This is a genomic window from Streptomyces winkii (assembly GCF_032248595.1).
Taxonomy (GTDB): domain Bacteria; phylum Actinomycetota; class Actinomycetes; order Streptomycetales; family Streptomycetaceae; genus Streptomyces; species Streptomyces winkii.
The window spans coordinates 89,145-109,874 of sequence record NZ_JASTTH010000003.1 but is presented as its reverse complement, the minus strand read 5'-3'; the positions used below and the strand labels follow the sequence as shown (position 1 = coordinate 109,874).

Below are 20,730 nucleotides of genomic sequence, written 5' to 3'. Positions count from 1 at the left end.
AAGGGCGCAGTGAGGACGGCCGCGAGCAGGGGACGGCGAAGGCGGAGAACAGCACGGAGACGAGCGCGGCGGAGAGCACAGCGGGAGACGGGCGCGCGCCGCTCGTCGTCGTGATGGGGGTTTCCGGATCGGGGAAGTCGACCGTGGGCGAGGCGCTCGCCGAGCGGCTCGGGGTGCCGTACGCCGAGGCCGACTCCTTCCATCCGCCCGCGAACATACGGAAGATGTCCGCCGGCACGCCGCTGGACGACGAGGACCGGCGGCCCTGGCTCGACGCCATCGCCGTCTGGCTGTCGGAGCACGCGGAGCACGGCGGCGTCGTCAGCTGCTCGGCGCTGCGCCGCCGTTACCGCGACCGGCTGCGTGCGAGCGGCGCGCGGATGTTCTTTCTGCATCTGGACGGCTCCGAGGAGCTGATCGCGCGTCGGCTGGAGGGCCGCCACGGGCACTTCATGCCGCGTACGCTGCTGCGCTCGCAGTTCGCGACCCTGGAGCCGCTGGACCGGGACGAGCACGGCGCCGCGGTTGCCATCGGCGGCACCTCGCAGGAGGTCACGGAACGGGCACTGGCCGCCCTCGCGCCGTAGCCGCGGCGGTGGGCGCCCTGACAAGCTTTGGGGCGTCGCTGCGCCGGAGCCGGCGGGCGGAGAGAACGAGGGAGAGAACAGCGCATGACGTCTGCGTCAGGGGTGGAGGCAGGCGGGAGCGCACTGCCGTCCGAGCAGCCGTACACCGAGAAGGTCGCCGAGGGCGTGTACGCCTACGTCCAGCCGGACGGGGGCTGGTGCCTCAACAACGCGGGCTGGATCAGCGACGGCGGCGACACCCTGCTCGTGGACACCGCCGCCACCGCCCGCAGGGCCGCGGCCCTGCGCGAGGCTCTGCTGGCCTCCGGCGCGCCCGCGCCGTCCACGGTCGTCAACACCCACCACCACGGCGACCACACCTACGGCAACGCGCTCTTCGCGTCCGGCGCGCGCGTCGTCGGCCATGAGGCGTACCGCCGGGAGACGCTGGCCGCGGGACGCCAACTCCACGCGATCTGGCCCGACGTGGACTTCGGCGACATCGACGTCACCGCTCCGTCCCTCACCTTCCGGGACGAACTCACCCTGCACGTCGGGGAGATCGAGGTGCGCATGCTGCACCCGGGCGTCGCGCACACCACCGGCGACACCGTCGTCTGGCTGCCGGAGCACGGCGTGGTCTTCACCGGCGACATCGTCTTCCACCGCGGCACGCCCTTCATCTCGATGGGTTCGCTCAGCGGTTCGCTGCACGCGCTGGACAGGCTGCGGGAGTTGGGCGCGCGGACCGTGGTCCCCGGTCACGGGCCGCTGGCCGGGCCGGAGGTGTACGAGACGGTCGAGCGCTATCTGCGGTACGTCGACGGGCTGGCACGCTCGGCGCACGCGCGGGGCCTGACGCCGCTGGAGGCGGCGCGCGAGGCGGGACCCGGCGAGTTCGCCGAACTTGCCGAGAGCGAGCGGCTGGTGGCGAACCTCCACCGCGCCTGCGCGGAGCTGGACGGACGTCCTCCCGGCGATCCGCTCGACATCCTCGCGGTCTGGGGGGACATGGAGCGGATGAACGGCGGCAGGCCGGTCGCGTGTCACGCCTGACTGTCCGCCCCGGCGGGGCGCGCGTGGAGCGGGTCCGGTGCCGGTCTCCGCGTGCGTCTCGTCACATGCGGGGCGTTCGGGACGGTCTCAGACCGTTCCCCCCTAGACGCCATACCGACTAGTCGGCATGATCGGGGGTCGGCAGCCCGTCGCCCCCGTGCTCCGGCCTTCGCCCCTGTCCGCCGCCCTCGTCTCCGCCCCGTCTCGTCCGTGATCCGCCACCCCTCGCGGGCGGTCCGCCGACCCTCGTCCGTATCGTCCTCCCTCCCATCCACGCTAAGGAGCGCGCACGCATGAGCAAGGAGAATCCGCCCGGGCTCGATCCCGAGCGGCTCGCCGCATATCTGGACCGGGAACGCCCCGGCCTGGTGGCGGGGCCGCTGCGGGCCGAGGTGATCCAGGGCGGCCGGTCGAACCTGACCTACCGGGTCACCGACGGCGCCGGCCGCTGGGTCGTGCGGCGGCCGCCGCTCGGCCATGTGCTGGCCACGGCCCACGACATGGGCCGCGAGTACCGCGTGATCAGCGCCCTGCGCGGCACGGACGTACCAGTGCCCGGGACGGTGCTGCTGTGCGAGGACGAGGACGTGCTCGGGGCGCCCTTCTACGTCATGGAGCAGGTCGAGGGCACGCCGTACCGCACGGCGGACGAACTGGCCGCGATCGGCCCGGAGCGCACGCGCGCGCTGACCCTGGCGCTGCCCGACACGCTCGTGGCGCTGCACTCCGTCGACCCCGAGAGCGTGGGCCTGGGCGACTTCGGACGCCCGGAGGGCTTCCTGGAGCGGCAGTTGCGCCGCTGGGGCAAGCAACTCGACTCCTCCCGGAGCCGGGAGCTCGCGGGCATCGACGAACTCCACGCCTCGCTGGGGCAGCAGCTGCCCGCCTCCCCCGAACCCTCCGTCGTACACGGGGACTTCAGGCTCGACAACGTGCTGGCCGACGCGGACGACCGGATTGCGGCCGTACTCGACTGGGAGATGTCGACGCTCGGCGATCCGCTGACCGACCTGGGCCTGCTGGTGATGTACAGCGAGCCGCTGAACATCCCGGAGGCGCCGGTCAGTTCGACGGCGGAGGCCCCGGGGCATCCCTCACCCGAGGAGCTGATCGAACGCTACGCCGCCGCCTCCGGGCGGGACGTGTCCCGGATCAACTGGTACACGGCGTTCGCCTGGTTCAAGCTCGCGGTGATCCTGGAGGGCATCCACTACCGCTACACGCTCGGCCAGACCGTCGGGCCGGGCTTCGACCGGATAGGCGGCCTCGTCCCGGTCTTCATCGACAACGGACTCACCACGCTGCGGAAGGGATGAGGTCAGTGGACTTCGCATTCGACGCCCGTACGGAAGAGCTGCGCAAGAAGCTCCAGGCCTTCATGGACGAGCACGTCTATCCGGCGGAGGCGGTCGCCGACGAGCAGCGCGCCGAGCTGGAATCGCCCTGGCTCACGCCTCCGATCGTGGAGGAGCTGAAGAAGAAGGCACGCAAGCACGGGCTGTGGAACCTCTTCCTGCCCGACCGCACCTACGGCGCGGGCCTGACGAACCTCCAGTACGCGCCCCTCGCCGAAATCCTCGGACGCAGCCCGCGCTTGGCGCCGACCGTCGTCAACTGCGCCGCGCCGGACACCGGGAACATGGAGGTGCTCACGGAGTTCGGCAACGCCGAGCAGCGCAGGAAGTGGCTGGAGCCGCTGCTCAGCGGCGAGATCCGCTCGGGCTTCGCGATGACCGAGCCGGACGTCGCCTCGTCCGACGCCACGAACATCGAGACGCGCATCAGGCGGGACGGCGACGACTACGTCATCACAGGCCGCAAGTGGTACATCTCCGGCGCGATGCACCCCGACTGCAAGATCTTCATCGTCATGGGGAAGACCGACCCGGACGCCCCCGACAGCCGCCGTCAGCAGTCGATGGTCCTGGTCCCGCGGGAGACCCCGGGCCTCGAAGTGCGCCGCGCCATGCAGGTCTACGGCTACCAGGACCACTACCACGGCGGCCACGCCGAGATCGTCTTCGATGACGTACGGGTGCCCAGGAGCAACCTCATCGGCGAGGAGGGCGGCGGCTTCGCCATCGCGCAGGCCCGCCTCGGGCCGGGCCGCATCCACCACTGCATGCGTCTGATCGGCATGGCGGAGCGCGCCGTCGAGCTCATGTGCCGCCGGGCGCAGGCCCGTTCGGCCTTCGGCGGGCCACTGGCCGAGCAGGGACAGGTGGGCGAGTGGATCGCCGACGCGCGGGTGCAGATCGAGCAGCTGCGGCTGCTGGTGCTCAAGACGGCCTGGCTGATGGACACCGTCGGCAACAAGGGCGCGCACACGGAGATCCAGGCGATCAAGATCGCCACTCCGCGCGCGGTCGTCGGCATCCTCGACCGGGCGGTGCAGCTGCACGGGGCGGGCGGCGTCAGCCAGGACTTCCCGCTGGCGGAGCTGTGGGCGGGCGCCCGTACGCTCCAGCTGGCCGACGGCCCCGACGAGGTCCACCAACGCTCCCTGGCACGGCGCGAGTTGAAGCGGCACGCCTCCGGCGAGGGGTGACCTGCCGGGCGTCCGGCCCGGACCGCCCGCTCCCTGGTCGACGCCCCGCCCGGTCCCGTCCTGCCCTGCCCGGGGGACGGGACCGGGCGGGGCCCGCCGGGTCCCTTGAGCATCACCACGTACTCCGACTCGCAGCGCTGTCGGTGAGGTTGGAACGGCTCGCTGCCGAACTCATCGGGCATGCCTGGGAACCGAACGGATTCAGCGCCGTTCCCGACGCCGTAACCGGCACGGCGGTTCCCGGCAGGCGGCAAAAAAGCAGGAAAGGAATTCCCGCCGAAACGCCGCCCGGATCTCGCCTCCGTCACAGGCGCGATACATCACTCTCCGCGTCCCGGCTGTTTCATCACGTAATTCCGGCGGCGCTTCACCTGCTGTGAGTTCACCGGCGGCCGGTTTCTCCACGGCGTTCCGCCCCGGCGGCTTGACCCGCTCGTAATGAAAAGCGGAATGACCGTCCGACACTGTGCGTCACATCACGACGCCCGTCGACGGCGACGCGATCCGGACTCTGTTCGGCTGCTCGGCCCGGAGCGCCGACCGCACCCGGCTGCCGCCCGTGGAACGCCGCTCACCTCGGAGAACTTCCCCCGCCCTCCCGGGAGTCGACCCTGCCGAGCCGCTCGCCCACAAGGGCAGGAGACCGGCACGTTCAAGCCACATAGCTTACTTGGTCCGTACCTCTGTGCAAGTTCGAGCATTACAGCGCAAACCAACCTCCCGATTCGTCATCGAGGGCTACACGGGAGACCGGCCGAGGCGACTCTCTGTTATCGAAGGATGGTCACGGCGCCAATTCGGCCGATGCGACCTTGGGTTGCGTCGACCGACAGCCGACCCGAAAGGGGCCACCATGGCTTCGCCTACACGTGCCATCGCCCGTGCCGTATACGGAACGCGATACAACAGCGTCCCGTGGGGTCAACGCGTCTATGTAAGGCCCGGAGAGAGGGCGATCAGGGAGTTGCAGTGGCGGATGCTGCTGCGCACGTCCCCGGTGATATCCCTCGACCAATACCGCTCGCGGGTCAGGCTTGGCGCCATCGAGGAATTCATCACCTGTCACATGTGCGGCGAGTCGCGGCAGCAGCCGCTCTACGAGCCGACCAAGAGGAAGGCCAACGGCAAGGTCGCGTGGAGCTACCACGTGGTGCGCTGCCCGTCCTGCGGATTCCTCTACCGCAACCCCAACATCCTGCCCGAGCGGCTCGGCGATCTGTATTCCAAGAACTACAGCACCTTCCTGACCGGCAACTACGCGCAGAACAGGCAGCGGCGCTACCGGCAGGCCATGGACGCGTTCACGCCGGTCTTCGCCTCGGGCGACAACCGGCGGCTGCTCGACTTCGGCTGCGGAGCCGGCTACTTCCTGGAGCTCGCCGAGCAGCGCGGTTTCGACGCCTGCGGCGTGGACCTCTCACCGGACTCCGTGCAGGAGGCCAACGAGCGGCTGACCACCGCGACGGCTCACTTCGGCGCGCCCGAGGACCTGCCCGAGATCGCCGCGGGCGGGTTCGACGTGATCACGCTGTGGTCCGTTCTGGCCCATCTCCCGCGCCCGCTCGACGACTTCACCACCTTCCGCAGCCTCCTCGGGCCCGGCGGGGTGCTGATGATCCTCACCGTCAACGCGCAGTCGCTGCTGCTCAAGGCCTACCAGTCCGAGTGGAACGGGTTCACCCGCAACCATCTGATGTTCTACTCACGGGAGACGCTGCCCATGCTGCTGCGTCACACCGGGTTCGCGGGTGTCGCCTTCGAGCCGTTCTACGGCGACACGATCGAGGCCGGCACGACGAGGCTGAGCGACGCGCACAGCCGCCGGCTGCGACGCTCTGTCGACAGCAGCGACGGCGGCAACATGATGCGGGCGCTGGCCTTCGCCGACGAGGAAGCGATCCAGCGCTGGGGGGACGGCCGCCCCGTCCACCGGCTCACCTGAGACGGCGCGGCCGGCGGCCGGTCCCCGGCACACCGGTCATGCGCGCCGGTCCCGTCCCTGCCGAGGGGACGGGACCGGAGCGGACCGTGGGCTCCCCGCGGGCGCGGTCCTGTGTTCCCGTGCACGTCCCGACTCATCACTCAGGGCGCCGGAGTTGTTCCCTTCGAGCGCGCCCCGCAATTCATGGAGACGGACCGCCAGGTGGAGGCGCAGTGCGCAGTCCGGCGAGCGCCAGTCCTCGCCGAGCAGGGCCCCGATCCGGTCCAAGCGCTTCAGCAGGGTGTTCATGTGAACGTGCAGGAAGCGGGCGGTCCGGCTCAGGTTCCCCGAGTGGGCGAAGTAGGCGGCGGTCGTCGTGACGAGGTCGGTCGAGCGTCGCCGGTCGTACGCCAGAAGCGGGCCGAGGGCCTCGGTGAGGAACCGGTCGAGGTCATGGGCGCGTTCAGGGTCGAAGACGAGCGCGTACATCGCGTACTGCTGTGTGGTCGAGCCACGGTCGGTCTCGCCCAGAGAGCGCATCACGTCGAGGCAGCGCTGCGCCAGGGTGAACGAGCGTGACCGTTCCTGCCCCGTGACGCGATCGGCGACCACGAGCGCCGGCGCACCGAGCGTGCGGCGCAGCCGGTGGTGAAGGGCGCTTGCCGCCTCCTGCACATCGTCGGCGCGCAGCAGCATCGTTGCCCGGCCGAGATACTCGCCCGCCAGTCCCGACCACTCCGGCGAGACGGCGTTGAGCTGACGGACGACGTCGCTCGTGGACTTCCCGGGGCAGTCGGCCACGACGAGGACGTCGAGGTGGTCGACGTCGACCCCGCGCGCGAGTGCCCTGTCGCGCGGAGCAGGGTGGACGGATGGACGTGACAGCAGTTCCATGACCAGCTCGCCGCAGACCCGCTCCTCCGCCTCGACGCGGGCGTCACGCATGAGGATCAACAGGCCCATGATCTGGGCCGAACGCTCGAGCATGCGGATGTCCGGGGGCTCCGGCGCAGCACGGCGCGTCAGCGAGAGCGAACCGAGATGGCTGCCACCGGCCCGGATGACCGCCACGCTGTGGACAGCCCCGTCGTCACCCTCCGCGGTCGCGCAACGCCCGGTCCTTCGCGCGGCCTCGAGCAGTTCCGGAGCCGGTTCCCGGCCGGTGTCCGCGGTCTCTCCTCCGGAGGAGCGGCTTGCGACGACTCTGTCGTCCCGGTCCAGGACGGTCACCATGCCCTGGAGGTGCTCGACCAGAACCTGTGCGAGATCTCCGGGTCCGCCACCGGTCAGCACCACATGAGTGAGTGCCTCGTGAACAGCCGTGGCCCGCTCCATCGTGGTGACCTGGTCTTCGATCGTGCGATACGCCTCCTGAAGTCGCTGCACCGATACACGGCTCTCCTCGTAGAGCCGCGCGTTGTTGAGGGCGATCGCGGCGTGGTCGGCGAAGGCGCTGAAGAGGGCCACTTCATCATTCTCGAAGGGTCGTTCGGTGCGGTCAGCGGCGAAGAGGACTCCGACCGCCCGCTCGCCCACCAAGAGCGGAACGCCGAGCAGGGCCATGAGCCCCTCGCCGGCCACGAGCAGGTCGAAGGCGGGGTCGTGTCTGAGGGCGCGGGCCTCACCGTAGTTGCTGACCCAGAACGGGGCCTTGGACTCGATCACGCGCCCGCCCAGACCGGCCCCGCGAGGCATGCGTGCCGAGGAGAATTCGGGCGAGATGGTGCCTGCCGAGGCTCTGAGGGCGAGGTTCCCCTCCGCGTCCAGGAGTGACAGGTAGGCGAAGTCGCTGCCGATCAACTCGTGGGCGTGTCTGACGATCGATGGAAGGACCTCATCGACCTTGCCGAGCGCCGCCAGCGACCGAGCCGTCGCGTACAGGCTGCTGAGTTCGCGCTCGCGCCGCAGCCGGTAGGAGGCCAGTTCGTCGTTGTCGGTGGCGCCCTGCGTGCCGGATTCCATGCGTGCCATCGATACCCCCACGTCGGAGCATGGTGGAAGTTCCATACACCCTGAATTCGCCAGGAGTGTATTTCCTCTCCATCTCAAGGGGCACTTGCGCGGCCCTACTCTCACCCCACGCCTCACGGTCGTGATGCACGTCGCAGTCGCCTGGCGCGCTGCCCAGCCCGAGCCGGCAGTGGGCCGCCGAAACCCGGAGAGGCGGCCGGCCGACGTCCCCCTCCGCCACCTTCTCGCCAACCCCTAGGGATTCCGCATGACTTCATCCGCGCAGGCGCACGTCCGCGGCAGCGGCCCCGCTCCCTCCCCGGCACCCGGGCGCCGTACCTCCCGGAAGCTGCTCGCGGCCGGGCTGATCGGCAGCTCGATCGAGTGGTACGACTTCTTCCTGTACGGCATGGCTGCGGCGCTGGTCTTTCCGCACGTCTTCTTTCCCCACTCGTCCGCCCTCATGGGTACGTTGCTGTCCTTCAGCACGTTCTGGGCCGGTTTCGTGGCACGGCCTCTCGGCGGGCTTCTCGCGGGTCACTTCGGGGACAAGTACGGCCGCAAGCCCACGGTCGTGGTCTGCCTCGTCGGAATGACGGCCGCGACCTTCCTCATCGGCTGCCTGCCGGGCGCCGCGACCGCCGGCGTACTCGCTCCGACTCTGCTGGTGGTGCTGCGTTTCCTCCAGGGGATCGCGGCGGGAGGCCAGTGGGGCGGAATCGCGCTCCTCCTCACGGAGTCGGCCGCTCCGAAACGTCGCGGGTTCGCCGGCACCTTCGGCCAGACGAGCGTCCCGGTCGCGGTCATCATCGCCAACCTGATTCTCATCGCCGCCAGCACCCTCGTGCCGAGCGATGCTTTCCTGAGCTGGGGCTGGCGCGTCCCGTTCCTGCTCAGCGCGGTGATGTTCCCCGTGGTTCTGTACATACAGACGAAGGTCGAAGACACCCCGGATTTCCGGAAGTTGCAGGACGAGGCGGCGCGGACACGGAAGGCGACCGTGGTGCGGGCGCCCCTGAGCGAAGCCGTACGCCGGAACTGGCGCCGCATCCTCCTCGGCTGCGGCACCCTTTCCGCCACGAACAGCCTCTTCTACGTCAGCATCACCGGCCTGCTCAGCTACGGCACGACCACGCTCCACATGGAGCGGAACGCACTGCTGACGGTGACCCTGCTGAGCGCGGCGCTGATGACGGTGGTCCTTCCCATTGCGGGACACCTGTCGGACAAGTTCGGGCGGCGGGTCCTGATCCTCGTGGGCGGACTCGGGGTGGCGGCCTGGGCCTTCCCCTACTTCGCGCTGGTAGAGACGAGGGCGGCACCGCTGACTTTCATCGCGGTGGCCGTCGGTTTCCTCTTCCAGGGACTGACGTACGGCCCGGCGGCCGCCTTCCTCGGTGAGCTCTTTGCGCCGAACGTCCGATACTCCGGCGCCTCCCTCGCCTACCAGCTCTCGGCCATCGTCATCAGCGGCGGCACACCGATCCTCATGACCGCCGTGATCGCGAAGACGGGGACGACGACTCTGGTCGCGGCCTACATCGCCCTCATGGGCCTCGTCACCTTCGCCAGCGCCTGGTTCCTGCCCGAGACGAACCCGGCGGAGGTGCGCCGGGACCCCGACGCGCTCCCCGGAACGCACCTCTACCACTGACCAGTTGGCCCCCCATTCGATGAACGACGATGAGGAATCGCACATGTTCACTCCCGGAGTCGGGTTCCCGCTCGGTGACATCCCCGAGGCCCATGCGGCGGAGCGTCCGGACGCCGTCGCGGTGCGCGCGGACGACGAGGAGCTGACCTGGGGACAGCTGTGCCGGGCGAGCAATTCCGTCGCGCTCGGTCTGAAGCTGTCCGGTGTCGAACGGGGACGCATCGTCGCCCTGATGCTGCCGAACGGCCCGGACGTCGTGGTGGCGGCCTTCGCCTGTCTCAAGATCGGCGCCGTCCCGCAGCCGCTCTCGACCGGGCTCGCGCCCGCCGAGGAGCAGGCGATCCTGGAGCTGTCCGATCCTGCGGCCGTCGTCGGCCTCGAGGACGGAGTGGTCCTGGGCGACGGCCGGTTCCGGTCCACCACCGTCGCGAGCTTGCGCCGACTCGGCGGCGGGGACGGGAACTTCGCGACGGAGATCGGCCCGTCGTGGAAGGCGCCGACCTCGGGAGGATCCACCGGCAGGCCGAAGATCATCCTCTCCGGTTCGCCGGGAACGTTCAACGCCTTCGATACGGAGGCCTGGGGGCTGAGGAGCGGTGAGCAGGCACTCATCACGGCGCCGGTCCACCACAACGCGCCCTTCTCGACGGCCATGACGACCCTGTTCAACGGCGGCACCGTCACGCTCCTTGGCAGGTTCGACGCCGAGCGGGTGCTGGCCGAGGTGGATCGGCACGCGATCACCTGGGTGTACTTGGTGCCGACCATGATGCGACGCATCCTGGCGCTGCCCGAGCAGACCCGCGAACGCTACGACCTCTCCTCGCTGATCTCGGTGTGGCACTGCGCGGAACCGTGCCCGCCCGCGATCAAGCAGGCGTGGATCGACTGGCTGGGAGCGGAGAAGATCTGGGAGCTCTACGCCGGAACCGAGGCCCAGGCGGGGTGCACCGTCTCGGGCACGGAATGGCTCCGGCATCGCGGCTCGGTGGGCCGCGTGACCTGGGGTGAGATCAAGATCGTGGCACTCGACGGCACGCCGGTCACCGAGCCGGGGATCCCCGGTGAGGTCTTCATGCGGGTCGTTCCGGGCAACCCGCCGACCTTCCGCTACATCGGTGCCGAGAAGAAGGAGATCGACGGGTGGTCGACCCTCGGTGACATCGGTGAGTTCGACGCGGACGGTTATCTCTACCTTCGCGACCGCCGCTCGGACATGCTGCTGGTCGGCGGCGTCAACGTCTATCCCGCCGAGATCGAGGGCGCACTCGCCGAGCACCCTGACGTCCTGTCCAGCGCGGTCATCGGGCTGCCGGACGCCGACCGCGGGAACCGGATCCACGCCATCGTCCAGATCGAGCAGGGGCGCACGACCACGGCCGAGGAGATCGGCTCCTTCCTCGCCACCAGGCTTTCGCCCCACAAGCGGCCCAGGTCGATCGAGTTCGTCGACGCTCCGCTGCGCAGCGCGGCAGGCAAGCTGAGGCGTTCCGCACTGCGAGCCGAGCGCCTGGCCGACGTCGCGGCGGACCGCTGACCGGCCGGCGTCAGGTGCGGGCGTAACGTCCTGGGGTGACGCCCAGGAAACGTTTGAAGTGCCGGCTCAGATGCGACTGGTCGTAGAAGCCGACCGCGGGCGCCACTTCAGCGGGTGGCTGCCCGTCGAGAAGCAGCCGCCGCGCACGGTCCACCCGGCGAGCCATCAGGTACTGGTGCGGGGCGATGCCGAATGCCGCCCTGAACGCACGTACCAGATGGGCGGGGTGGGCGTGCACCAGCTTCGCGGCCTCCTCCAGAGCCATCCCCTGTAGCAGCCGTTCGTCGAGGAGTTCCCGCAGACTCCGTGCCACGTCGCGGTCCGGCTGCCGCGGGTGGAGGGCCTGCCGGGGTCGCAGGTGGCCGCGGAGCCGTTCACCGATCAGAGCGAGGCGGCTGTCCGCCTCCAGTTCGTCGCCCCGGTGCGCGAGGACTGTGTGCAGCTGTCCGACGCGTCGCCGCAGCACGGGATCGACAAGGTCCGGACGGTCCGCTGCCGGTCCGATGAAGCTCTCGTCCAGCTGGGTCGTGTCCAGGTAGAGCACCCGCTTACGGAAGCCCTGAGGCGTGGCGGGTGAGCCGTTGTGCGGTACCTGCGGCGGGAGAAGAGACACCGTGTCGTCCGGCGTGCCGTGCTCGTGGCGGTTCAACTCGTAGCGGACCGCGCCGTCGTCGACGATCAGGAGGGTCCATGCGTCGTGGACGTGCATGGGGTACGCGTGCTCGGTGAAGTGGGCATGGAAGACCTCCACCACGCCCGCCACCTGCGGACGCCATGCTGAGATCTCCTGCTTGCCCACCATGCAAAGAACGTACAAGACGGTGCGGTCGGGCGGTCTGCAGTCTCGGGGTATGACGAGTGAGAACACGCCCGTACGTTTCGACACCAAGATCGCCGTCCTGCTGCGCGAGGACCTCGAATCATGGCAGCGGCTGAACGTGACCGCGTTCCTGGTCAGTGGTCTCGGCTCGGAGGTCGCCGAGGTGATCGGCGAACCGTACGCCGACGCCGACGGCACCGGATACCTGCCGATGTTCCGCCAGCCTGTCCTTGTCTTCCAGGGCACGAAGGAGTCGCTGACCGCCGCGCACAGCCGTGCCCTGTCACGCTCGCTCCCGCGGGCGGTCTTCACGGCGGATCTCTTCACCACCGGCAACGACCAGGACAATCGTGCGGCCGTGCAGGCCGTGCCGAGGGATCAGCTGGATCTCGTGGGCCTCGCCGTCTACGGGCCACGCAACGCGGTGGACAAGGTGCTCAAGGGCACCCGCATGCATCCCTGAACATCGGCGGAAGCCAAGCATTCGATGCCGTCCCGGCCACGAGCATGCTCTCCCCCTACCCGCAATCACGTAACGGCTCGTAAGGTCGTTCACATGACTGCCGGGTCGGCCAGGGGCCGCACACAGAACGGACGCCCGGCCGGCGTTTGATCACCGCGCGGGCGCGAGGCCCGCCCCCGTTACGAGAAGCGCGCGCAGCGACATGTGCAGCCGACTCGTAGCGGAAGGAGGTGAATTCATGAGCTGGCAGGAATTCCTCGACCGTCACCGGAGCGGTGACGTCATCGAAGGCGTGGTCACCGGAGAAGTGCCGTTCGGTTCGTTCGTCGAATACGAAGGCGTCACCGGTCTCGCCTACCAGGAGTCCTGGCCCGTAGGCACCCGCGTCTCGGTCCGCATCCTCGAGATCGACCCCGAGAAGCAGCGGTTCAGCCTGGCCCCGGCCTCCGCATGATGCAAGCGCTGATCCGGGGGAAGAGGACTCCCCCGGATCAGCTCCTCGCATTGTCCCGTCCGCAGCAGCACCAACGGCCGTACGGCGTAAGGATGCCGCTCCCGCGGTGGGTGCCTTCCACCGGCGTCAGATCGCGGTCGCGGGCGGCGTGGCGCGAGGGCGAACTCGCGTGCGTACTCGACGCCGTCACCGATCTGACGGAACGGCTCACGCCCGCGTCACGGCTCGAAGTGCCCCGCGCCGCCCCTCGGTCGGGCGGCTGGAGGTCGCTGGCCGCACGCGTGGACGGGCCCCGCCCACGCGGACGTTGTGACGCTGCTGGGCGGCGCCGCGCTCAGCGGAATCGACCCGGAGCCCTACGCCGCACGCCCCCGCTGCTCGGCGGCGTGGAACCGGAAGCGGTCGACGTCCTCGTTTCCGCACAGGCGGGCTTCCTCCTGGCCTCGGCCTGCTCGGCGGACCCGGCGGCGGATCCACGGCTGGTCCGCATGATGACGGAACTCGGCGCGGCCTCCCTGCGCTGGCTCTCGGCCCGCCGGGGAAGCAACTAGCCGTGGCCGCGGCCCTCCCGTAACGGGGCCACCGGCAGGATCGCGGTCTACGTCTGGAGGCCGCGCCGGTACCAGGTGCCCGGCTTGCCGCCGAGATCGTCCGGGGCGGCCGGGCCGACCGGGACGAACCCGGCCTTGGTCAGCACCTTCTGGGACGCGACGTTCTCGTGGGAGGTGGCCGCCCGCAGCGTCCGCAGCCCGTGCCGGGCCGCCGCCACGCGGCACAGCTCGCGGACGTTCGCGGTCGCCACGCCACGGCCGGAGGCGTGCTGCGCCACGCGGTAGCCGAGTTCGGCAGCGCCGCCCTCGATGTCGTACAGGTTGAACCGGCCCAGAACCGAACCGTCCTCGGCGACGAGCACGTGGAAGGCGCAGACGCCGGCCTCCTGCTCGGCCAGCAAGGCCCGGTACCGGTCGGCGAACTGCTCGAAGAAGCCGTCGCCGCGGTCGGAGACCGAGGCAGCGAAGTAGGCGCGGTTCGCCAGCTCGAAGGCCAGGACCGCCGGGGCATGACCGGCATGCAGCCGCTTCAGCTCGGGCACCGCCCGACTCTACCCAGGCGGTACGTCGAGCCCACCTGTTTTTCGCCCGCGACGGACAGGCCCCGAGACCACAGCAGATGACGGGCTGCCGCTGCCTCGCGCAGGCAGCTTCCCGGCCCCCCTGGAGCTTCCGGTCAGGGCAGGACGGCCACCCGCCCCGTCGTCGTGCCGTCGAAGACGCGCTGGACCGCGTCCGCGCCGTCCTCCAGCGGAAGGCGTTCGCTGATGAGCGGCTTGACCGAGCCGTCCGCCGCGAGCGCCGTCAGCTCCGCGTGGCAGGCCTCCACGGCAGCCGGGTCCTTGGTGTTGTACAGGCCCCAATGGAGGCCGAGGATCGAGTAGTTCTTGATCAGCGCATGGTTGAGGCCGGGCGTCGGGACCGCGCCGCTCGCGAAGCCGACGACGACGATGCGCCCCTCGAACGCGATGCACTTGACGGACTTGGCGTAGGCGTCGCCGCCGACCGGGTCGTAGACGACGTCCGCGCCGCGGCCGCCGGTGGCCTCCTTCACGGCCGCCACGATGTCGTCCTCGCGGCGGTCCACGACCACGTCGCAGCCCAGCTCGCGTGCCGTCTCCGCCTTGGACTTGCCGCCCACGACGCCGATGACGCGCGCGCCCGCCGCCTTGCCCAGCTGGACGGCCGCGCTGCCGACTCCGCCGGCCGCCGCGTGGACGAGCAGCGTCTCGCCCGGCTGGAGCCGGGCCCGGCGGTGCAGTCCGAACCAGCCCGTCTGGTAGCCGATGTGGAGCGCGGCGGCCTCGGCGTCGTCCAGGGCCTCCGGCGCCTTGCGTGCCGTCGCGGCGCTGACGAGCGTACGTTCGGCGAAACCGCCCATGGGAAGGGCGGGTTGGGCGATGACGCGGGAGCCGGGCTCGGGTGCGGCGATCTCCGGGGTGCCCTCCCCCACGGCGAGGACCTCGCCGCACAGCTCCACGCCGGGCGTGAACGGGAACGGCGGCTTGATCTGGTATTCGCCCCGGCACAGCAGCGCGTCGGGGAAGTTGACGGCGGCGGCGCGTACCCGTACGAGCAGTTCGCCCTCGCCGGGTTCGGGGTCGGGGATGTCCTCCAGCCGCATCACGTCGTGCGGCTCGCCGTTCTTGTGGACGCGCCATGCCTTCACCGGTGCTACCTCCGGAACGTAGTTGCCTGCTCTTCGCTCGTCACTCGTCGCCTGTCGCCCGTCAGCCGCCGGTCACCACCGGGCGTTCCGATGCCGGGCCCCCGCCGCGCACGGCCCCGGGAGCACGCTCATACCCAACCGCGCAGGTGCGCAAGACAGTTGCCGCCCGCAGACCCGCACCGCTTCTCCGAGCCCGTGCCGTGCCCGTACCCGCCGCGTACACCGGTCAGGGCCGCAGCGCCCGCAGCAGCAGGTCCGCGAGGTGGTCGGCGACCTCCTGCGGCTTCAGCCGCCCGTCGGGCCGGTACCAGGTGCTCAGGTGGTGGACCGAACCGAAGTGGTAGTCCACGACCAGGTCCGGCGGCGTCGCCGGGTTGAAGACGCCGGTGCGCTGGCCCTCCGCGACGAGGTCGCGGAAGCGCTCGTGGTACAGGCGCCGCTCCGCGCGCACCTGCTTCTGCTTCTCGGGGCTGAGCTGGTGCATGGAGCGGAAGAAGATCCTCGCGTCGTCGAGGTTGTCGATGGTGGTGACGACGACGTCGGCGGCGGCGCGGCGCAGCCGCTCCTCGACGGGTTCGTGGGCGTCCGCGTAGCCGTCCAGCCGCTCCTGCTGGAGCCGCAGCAGACGACCGTAGATCTCGTGCAGCAGATCGTCCTTGGAGCCGAAGTAGTGGTACAGGGCGCCCTTGGTGACGCCCGCCGCCTCGACTATCTCCTGCACGGACGTACGGTCGTAGCCGTGCTCGGAGAACAGGCGCGTGGCGGCGGCCATCAGCCGCTGGGGCACGGGAGCCGGAGCGGTGCCCGGAGCCGTGTCCGGAGCCGAGCCGCCGGCACCGCTGTTCTCGCCGGCGCCGGTGCGGGCCGCCGTTCCAGATGTGGCCATACGCCCTCACCTGCCTCTCTTCGTGCGCCCGCTCACCGCGTACACCGCGCCGGCCGCCGCCGCTTCGTCATTTGCCGCTGTCACGGCGAGAACGCAGTTCCCGCCTCAGGATCTTCCCACTGCTCGTCTTGGGCAGGTCTGCCAGGATCTCGATCTCGCGCGGGTACTTGTACGCCGCCAGCCGGTCCTTGCAGTGGCCGATCAGCTCCTCCGGACCGGCCGAAGCGCCGGGCCGGAGGCTCACATACGCCTTGACCGACTCGCCTCGGTAGGCGTCGCCGACCCCGACGACCGCCGCCTCCCGTACGGCGGGATGACTGTAGAGGACGTCCTCCACCTCGCGCGGCCAGACCTTGAAGCCCGAGGCGTTGATCATGTCCTTCTTGCGGTCGACGACGTACAGCCAGCCGTCGCCGTCCATGAACCCGATGTCGCCGGTGCGCAGTTCGCCGTCGGGTATCGCCGCGGCCGACTCCTCGGGCCGGCGCCAGTAGCCGGGCACGACCTGGGGCCCGCGGACGGTGATCTCGCCCTGCTCGCCCAGCGGCACCGGCCTGCCCTCGTCGTCGACGATGCTCACCACGGTGTCGGGCCCCGGCACGCCCACCGCCAGCGTGCCCGAGGCCGGGTCGACGGGCGCCTCCCGCCCCGGCGGCACGGACGCGCACGGCGCGGTGCACTCGGTGAGCCCGTAGCCGTTGCGCAGATACGGCCCGAAGGCCGACCCCAGCCTCGCGACGAGCGCGGGCGGCAGCGGCGCCCCGCCCGAGGAGAGGACGTGGAAGGAGGAGAAGTGCTCGGGCGTGGCCTGCGGATGCGCCGCGAGCGCCATATAGGCGGTGGACGGGCCGACGGTGAACGCCGGGCGGTGCTCCAGGAACGCGTCCAGCACGACGCCCGCGTCGAAGCGGTAGGCGAGGGCGAGGGTGCCGCGCCCGGCGACGCAGGCGGACAGTTCACAGACCATGCCGGTGATGTGGAACAGCGGCGCGAGGACGAAGATGCAGGAGCCGTCGGGCAGTTGGAGGCCGGTGTGCTGACGCTCGGCGTTGTAGGCGATGTTGGCGTGGGTGTTCATGGCGCCCTTGGGGACGCCGCTGGTGCCCGAGGTGTAGCTGATGAGCGCGATGTCGCCGCCGGTCAACTCGCGTCCCTGCGGGGCCGTTCCGCCCGCACGCGCGACGGTGAGCAGGTCGTCGGCGTCCTCGGCCGGCGCGGCGCGCTCGAAGCCCAGCACCCGCTCGTCGTCGCGCGACTGGAGGTCGAGTTCGCAGGCGGTCAGTGAGATGCGTACGGGCGAATCGGCGGCCGTCGCCCGCAGATACGGCTCCCAGGCCCGCTCGTCGCACACCAGCGCCGTCACCTCTGCGTCGTGGAGTACGTGTGCGACCTCGCGGGCCTTGTACATGGGGTTGACGGGGACGACCACCGCTCCCGCCTTCCACGCGCCGAACAGCGCGAGCACGAAGTGCGGGCTGTTCTGGAGCATCAGCGCGAGCCGGTCGCCGCGTTCGAGGCCGCGCGCGGCGAGGTGCGCGGCTATGCCGTCGGAGAGGGTGTCGGCGTCGCGGTAGCTGATGCGGCCGTCGAAGTAGGCGAGGGCCGTGCGGTCGGGGACGGTGCGCACCGCCTCGCGGAAGGCGTGCAGGATCGTCTCGGGTGGCTGGACGGGGGCGCGCTGTGCTTCGCTGAGCTGCTTCAGCCAGGGCTTGTCCTCGTACGTCACCGTCAACGTGCCGCCTCCTTCGAGCCGTTGGCGGCCTGTGCCTCCTGCTCCAGAAGCGCTTCGAGCTTGCGCTGCATCTTGTTCATCCCGCCGAGCCAGTGGTCGGGGTCGCCCGCGCGGGCCGCGTAGAAGCCGGCGGTCTCCGGGTGCGGCAGTACGAGGAAGCGCCGCTCGGCCATGGCATCGAAGAGCGAGTCGGCGACGTCCTCCGGCTCGATGGCCGTCTCGGCGAGCACCAGGTCGCCGGCGACGCCGGTGCCGGCCAGCATGTCGGTGCGCACGCCCTGCGGACACACGGCGTGCACGTCGATTCCGCGGTGCTTGTACGTCACCGACAGCCACTCCGCGAAGGCCAGAGCGGCGTGCTTGGTCACGCTGTAGGGCGCCGAGCCGAGCATGGTGAGCAGCCCGGCGGCGGAGACGGTCGCGACGAACCGGCCGCTCCCCTGCTCCAGCCATCCGGGCACCAGCTCGCGCGCGGCCCGTACGTGCGCCATCACGTTCACGTCCCAGGCGGTCTCCCACGCCTCTTCGGCCGCTTCGGGGCCGCCGGCCGTGCCGACTCCGGCGTTGGCGCAGAAGGTGTCGATCCTGCCGCCGAGCGCCTCGCGGGCTACGGGCACGATGGACGACGCGTCGCCGGGCACCGCGATGGCGCCGATCTCCTCGGCGACGGACCGGGCCTTGGCGGCGTCGAGATCGTTGACGGCGACCCTGGCGCCCTCGGCGGCGAACCGGCGGGCCAGAGCCGCCCCGATACCCCCGCCTCCGCCGGTGACCACCACGGTGCTGTCGCGCAAGGACTCCATCGCCGCAACTCCCCTTCGCACTCTCGCTTCGGCTCTCCGCGGCGGCAGACTAACCAGTCGGTATGGGCGAGGGAAGAGGGGGTCCGGACGTGCGTACGGGAGAGAAGGGGACGCGGCGGAGCCGGCAGCGCCGGAAGCGGAACCACCGGCGAGGCCCTGACCAGGGACCTTCGCCGCTGGCTGCCGGCACCGGCGGTCACGTCTTGCGGCCGACGCCTCCATAGGTGGTGACGGGAGTCACCGGGAACGGCGTGTGGTCGGGCCGCCACTGCGTCACGGGCACCAGGCCCGGCTCCAGCAGTTCGAGTCCGTCGAAGAAGCGGCCCAACTGCTCGGGGCTGCGCAGGTGGTAGGGCACCGCGCCGCTGCTGTTGTACTCCTCGTGGGCCGCCTGGCGGGCCGCGCTGACGTCGGTGCCGTCGCTGAGCGTGAGGTGGCTGCCCGGAGGCAGGGCCTCCAGCAGCCGGCGTACGAGCGACCCGGCCAGCTCGCCGTCGGGGATGTGGCCCATGATCCCCAGCATCATCAGGCCGACGGGACGGCCGAAGTCCAGCGTCCTGGACGCGGCTTCGAGGATCGCGTCCGGCTCACGGACGTCGGCGTCGATGTAGTCGGTGGCGCCCTCGGGCGTGGAGGTCAGCAGCGCCTGGGCGTGCGCCAGCACGAGCGGATCGTTGTCCACGTACACGACGCGCGCGTCCGGGGCGACGGACTGGGCGATCTCGTGGGTGTTGTCGACGGTGGGCAGCCCGGTGCCCACGTCGAGAAACTGGCGGACGCCGACCTCACCCGCGAGGTGCCGCACGGCACGCGCCAGGAAGTAGCGGGATCCGCGGGCCGCGTCGACGATTCCGGGAAATGTCTTCGCGAACTCGTCGCCGGCTTCGACGTCGACCGGATAGTTGTCCTTGCCACCGAGCCAGTAGTTCCAGATCCGCGCCGAATGGGGCACCGTCGTGTCGATCTTCGGTGGGGCCCCGGGCTCGGACTTCTCATCGGCCATGGTGACGATCTCCCCGTCCGCACGGTGGTTTTCCCCCACCCTACGGCCGGCATTCGCGGGCACGCACGACCTCCCGTACGGGGGGCGCGTTCTCGCCCCTGCCGGCGTTCCCGCCGGTTCTCCCGTCTCCTGCCCGTCGGCCCCGGCCCGCCCGCCTGACCTGCCAACTGCGTGCGCTCCGGCCGCCGTTGACGTGTCCCGAGCGGATCATGCGTCCGTGCCGGCGGTCGCGCTCGGGACCGTACGACGCGAAGCGCACGTCACATCCGCACCGTCCGCCACGGACTCACAACACGGAACCCCTCGTTGCGAGGTCTTCACGACCGATGAGAGTTCTGTGAGAAGTCATGAGAGCCGCGTGAGAATTCCCTCCGCCAGAGAGTGCGTTCGCGCTGCGGGGGTAGTTCACGGGCCCGGGAAGGCCGGTGACGCGGAAGCCCCGGACAACCTGAAAGAAATGACTTCGCAACGGGGGGATCCGATTGCGCGGCAGTTACGTCATATCGCCGACGAGTCGGGTCCACTCCGTCGGAGGTGGGATGATTGGCCGGTTTCAGAGCCCTCGCAGAGCAGGTCCGCGACCCTGACAGGGCACCCTCCCAGCGCCGGCAGGCGCTGCGTAAATGCCTGGAGCGCTTCGCCCCGTACGGACACCGGGCGACCTGGCAGCACCTGTGTGCCCGCGCCGGTTTCCGGCCGGACGACCGCGAGCCCGACCCCGAACTGCTCGTCTCCGCACTGGAGGAGCTGGAGGAGGCGCGCTCGGTGTGGCTGGAGTACGAGTCGCAGGTCGCGATGCGGCGCAGAGCCGAGAAGCGCCACGGAATCAGACAGCCGGCGCCGCACGACGAATGGCACCGCCTGACGTGGGGCGGCAGGTCGCTGCTTCCCTGTGACCCGTCGACGCCGCCCACGCCGCGGCTTGCGGACGTGCTGCGCCGGATGATCACCGCCATGGACAAGGACGTCGGCAAGGACGTCATCCGCCTTGCCGGCCGGACCCGCGGAATGCGCCCCGGTCTGGGATCGATGGCCGCTTCGCAGGGCTGACAACAGCACAGGGAAGTCCGCCGCCGCGCACAGCCGCGGCTCCCCCGCGGATCGCCACGGCCTCCCG

At 70.5% G+C, this 20,730-nt stretch carries 19 protein-coding genes; 11 read left to right on the top strand and 8 right to left on the bottom strand.

Going from position 1 to position 20,730, the window contains the following annotated elements:
• The first annotated feature begins 113 nt into the window (after window positions 1-113).
• The 5 genes from QQM67_RS08905 (at window position 114) to QQM67_RS08885 (ending at window position 6,112) form a co-directional block, all read left to right on the top strand.
• A complete protein-coding gene (locus QQM67_RS08905) occupies window positions 114-587 on the top strand; it encodes a gluconokinase (RefSeq protein WP_314173742.1) in 474 nt (157 codons plus the stop codon).
• Between the two features lie 84 nt (window positions 588-671).
• Window positions 672-1,622: an MBL fold metallo-hydrolase gene (locus tag QQM67_RS08900; protein WP_314173123.1), complete on the top strand. Its 951-nt coding sequence runs from the start codon at window positions 672-674 to the stop codon at window positions 1,620-1,622.
• 293 nt (window positions 1,623-1,915) lie between these two features.
• A complete protein-coding gene (locus QQM67_RS08895; RefSeq protein ID WP_314173122.1) occupies window positions 1,916-2,938 on the top strand; it encodes a phosphotransferase family protein in 1,023 nt (340 codons plus the stop codon).
• Window positions 2,939-2,943: 5 nt separating this feature from the next.
• A complete protein-coding gene (locus tag QQM67_RS08890) occupies window positions 2,944-4,170 on the top strand; it encodes an acyl-CoA dehydrogenase family protein (protein WP_314173121.1) in 1,227 nt (408 codons plus the stop codon).
• An 853-nt stretch (window positions 4,171-5,023) separates the two neighbouring features.
• Entirely contained in the window at window positions 5,024-6,112 is a 1,089-nt protein-coding gene (locus QQM67_RS08885; RefSeq protein WP_314173120.1) for a class I SAM-dependent methyltransferase, read from the top strand.
• A 36-nt stretch (window positions 6,113-6,148) separates the two neighbouring features.
• On the opposite strand, the gene QQM67_RS08880 is transcribed toward QQM67_RS08885, so the two are convergent.
• Window positions 6,149-8,062, bottom strand: a complete 1,914-nt coding sequence (locus tag QQM67_RS08880; RefSeq protein ID WP_314173119.1) for a helix-turn-helix domain-containing protein — start codon at window positions 8,060-8,062, stop codon at window positions 6,149-6,151.
• A gap of 247 nt (window positions 8,063-8,309) precedes the next feature.
• Between QQM67_RS08880 and QQM67_RS08875 the strand changes: the two genes are divergently transcribed.
• Together QQM67_RS08875 and QQM67_RS08870 are read left to right on the top strand one after the other, a co-directional pair.
• Entirely contained in the window at window positions 8,310-9,695 is a 1,386-nt protein-coding gene (locus QQM67_RS08875; protein ID WP_314173118.1) for an MFS transporter, read from the top strand.
• Window positions 9,696-9,738: 43 nt separating this feature from the next.
• Window positions 9,739-11,232 (top strand): AMP-binding protein, encoded by a 1,494-nt coding sequence (locus tag QQM67_RS08870; RefSeq protein ID WP_314173117.1) that lies wholly within the window; start codon window positions 9,739-9,741, stop codon window positions 11,230-11,232.
• A gap of 10 nt (window positions 11,233-11,242) precedes the next feature.
• Here QQM67_RS08870 and QQM67_RS08865 read toward each other — a convergent pair whose 3' ends face one another.
• Window positions 11,243-12,034: a helix-turn-helix transcriptional regulator gene (locus QQM67_RS08865; protein WP_314173116.1), complete on the bottom strand. Its 792-nt coding sequence runs from the start codon at window positions 12,032-12,034 to the stop codon at window positions 11,243-11,245.
• Between the two features lie 49 nt (window positions 12,035-12,083).
• Here QQM67_RS08865 and QQM67_RS08860 point away from each other — a divergent pair, with 49 nt between their 5' ends.
• From QQM67_RS08860 to QQM67_RS08850, 3 genes are all read left to right on the top strand, one after another.
• Window positions 12,084-12,515: a DUF2000 domain-containing protein gene (locus tag QQM67_RS08860; protein WP_314173115.1), complete on the top strand. Its 432-nt coding sequence runs from the start codon at window positions 12,084-12,086 to the stop codon at window positions 12,513-12,515.
• Between the two features lie 238 nt (window positions 12,516-12,753).
• Window positions 12,754-12,969: a hypothetical protein gene (locus QQM67_RS08855; protein WP_314173114.1), complete on the top strand. Its 216-nt coding sequence runs from the start codon at window positions 12,754-12,756 to the stop codon at window positions 12,967-12,969.
• Window positions 12,970-13,355: 386 nt separating this feature from the next.
• A complete protein-coding gene (locus QQM67_RS08850; RefSeq protein WP_314173113.1) occupies window positions 13,356-13,520 on the top strand; it encodes a hypothetical protein in 165 nt (54 codons plus the stop codon).
• A gap of 47 nt (window positions 13,521-13,567) precedes the next feature.
• On the opposite strand, the gene QQM67_RS08845 is transcribed toward QQM67_RS08850, so the two are convergent.
• From QQM67_RS08845 to QQM67_RS08820, 6 genes are all read right to left on the bottom strand, one after another.
• Window positions 13,568-14,062, bottom strand: a complete 495-nt coding sequence (locus tag QQM67_RS08845) for a GNAT family N-acetyltransferase (RefSeq protein ID WP_314173112.1) — start codon at window positions 14,060-14,062, stop codon at window positions 13,568-13,570.
• 134 nt (window positions 14,063-14,196) lie between these two features.
• Window positions 14,197-15,189 carry an NADPH:quinone oxidoreductase family protein gene (locus QQM67_RS08840; RefSeq protein WP_314173111.1) on the bottom strand — a complete coding sequence of 331 codons (993 nt, stop codon included), beginning with the start codon at window positions 15,187-15,189 and terminating at the stop codon, window positions 14,197-14,199.
• 226 nt (window positions 15,190-15,415) lie between these two features.
• Window positions 15,416-15,961 (bottom strand): TetR/AcrR family transcriptional regulator, encoded by a 546-nt coding sequence (locus QQM67_RS08835; protein ID WP_314173741.1) that lies wholly within the window; start codon window positions 15,959-15,961, stop codon window positions 15,416-15,418.
• 181 nt (window positions 15,962-16,142) lie between these two features.
• Window positions 16,143-17,807, bottom strand: coding sequence for an AMP-binding protein (locus QQM67_RS08830; RefSeq protein WP_314173110.1), 1,665 nt, complete (start codon window positions 17,805-17,807; stop codon window positions 16,143-16,145).
• On the bottom strand, window positions 17,804-18,610 hold the full coding sequence (locus tag QQM67_RS08825) for an SDR family NAD(P)-dependent oxidoreductase (RefSeq protein ID WP_314173109.1): 807 nt from the start codon (window positions 18,608-18,610) through the stop codon (window positions 17,804-17,806). The genes QQM67_RS08830 and QQM67_RS08825 overlap by 4 nt, the downstream gene beginning before the upstream one ends.
• A 196-nt stretch (window positions 18,611-18,806) precedes the next feature.
• Window positions 18,807-19,613: an SAM-dependent methyltransferase gene (locus QQM67_RS08820; protein WP_314173108.1), complete on the bottom strand. Its 807-nt coding sequence runs from the start codon at window positions 19,611-19,613 to the stop codon at window positions 18,807-18,809.
• Between the two features lie 543 nt (window positions 19,614-20,156).
• Here QQM67_RS08820 and QQM67_RS08815 point away from each other — a divergent pair.
• The gene (locus tag QQM67_RS08815) at window positions 20,157-20,663 is read left to right on the top strand and encodes a hypothetical protein (RefSeq protein WP_314173107.1); all 507 of its coding nucleotides are present in this window, start codon (window positions 20,157-20,159) and stop codon (window positions 20,661-20,663) included.
• Window positions 20,664-20,730 lie beyond the last annotated feature (67 nt).

Excerpts from the sequence above, each read along its gene's own strand:
- QQM67_RS08870 (WP_314173117.1), top strand. The coding sequence starts at position 9,739 with ATGTTCACTCCCGGAGTCGGGTTCCCGCTCGGTGACATCCCCGAGGCC.
- QQM67_RS08865 (WP_314173116.1), bottom strand. The coding sequence starts at position 12,034 with ATGGTGGGCAAGCAGGAGATCTCAGCATGGCGTCCGCAGGTGGCGGGC.
- QQM67_RS08820 (WP_314173108.1), bottom strand. The coding sequence starts at position 19,613 with ATGGCCGATGAGAAGTCCGAGCCCGGGGCCCCACCGAAGATCGACACG.
- QQM67_RS08900 (WP_314173123.1), top strand. The coding sequence starts at position 672 with ATGACGTCTGCGTCAGGGGTGGAGGCAGGCGGGAGCGCACTGCCGTCC.
- QQM67_RS08835 (WP_314173741.1), bottom strand. The coding sequence starts at position 15,961 with ATGGCCGCCGCCACGCGCCTGTTCTCCGAGCACGGCTACGACCGTACG.
- QQM67_RS08855 (WP_314173114.1), top strand. The coding sequence starts at position 12,754 with ATGAGCTGGCAGGAATTCCTCGACCGTCACCGGAGCGGTGACGTCATC.
- QQM67_RS08905 (WP_314173742.1), top strand. The coding sequence starts at position 114 with ATGGGGGTTTCCGGATCGGGGAAGTCGACCGTGGGCGAGGCGCTCGCC.
- QQM67_RS08885 (WP_314173120.1), top strand. The coding sequence starts at position 5,024 with ATGGCTTCGCCTACACGTGCCATCGCCCGTGCCGTATACGGAACGCGA.
- QQM67_RS08895 (WP_314173122.1), top strand. The coding sequence starts at position 1,916 with ATGAGCAAGGAGAATCCGCCCGGGCTCGATCCCGAGCGGCTCGCCGCA.
- QQM67_RS08880 (WP_314173119.1), bottom strand. The coding sequence starts at position 8,062 with ATGGCACGCATGGAATCCGGCACGCAGGGCGCCACCGACAACGACGAA.
- QQM67_RS08825 (WP_314173109.1), bottom strand. The coding sequence starts at position 18,610 with ATGGAGTCCTTGCGCGACAGCACCGTGGTGGTCACCGGCGGAGGCGGG.
- QQM67_RS08875 (WP_314173118.1), top strand. The coding sequence starts at position 8,310 with ATGACTTCATCCGCGCAGGCGCACGTCCGCGGCAGCGGCCCCGCTCCC.
- QQM67_RS08860 (WP_314173115.1), top strand. The coding sequence starts at position 12,084 with ATGACGAGTGAGAACACGCCCGTACGTTTCGACACCAAGATCGCCGTC.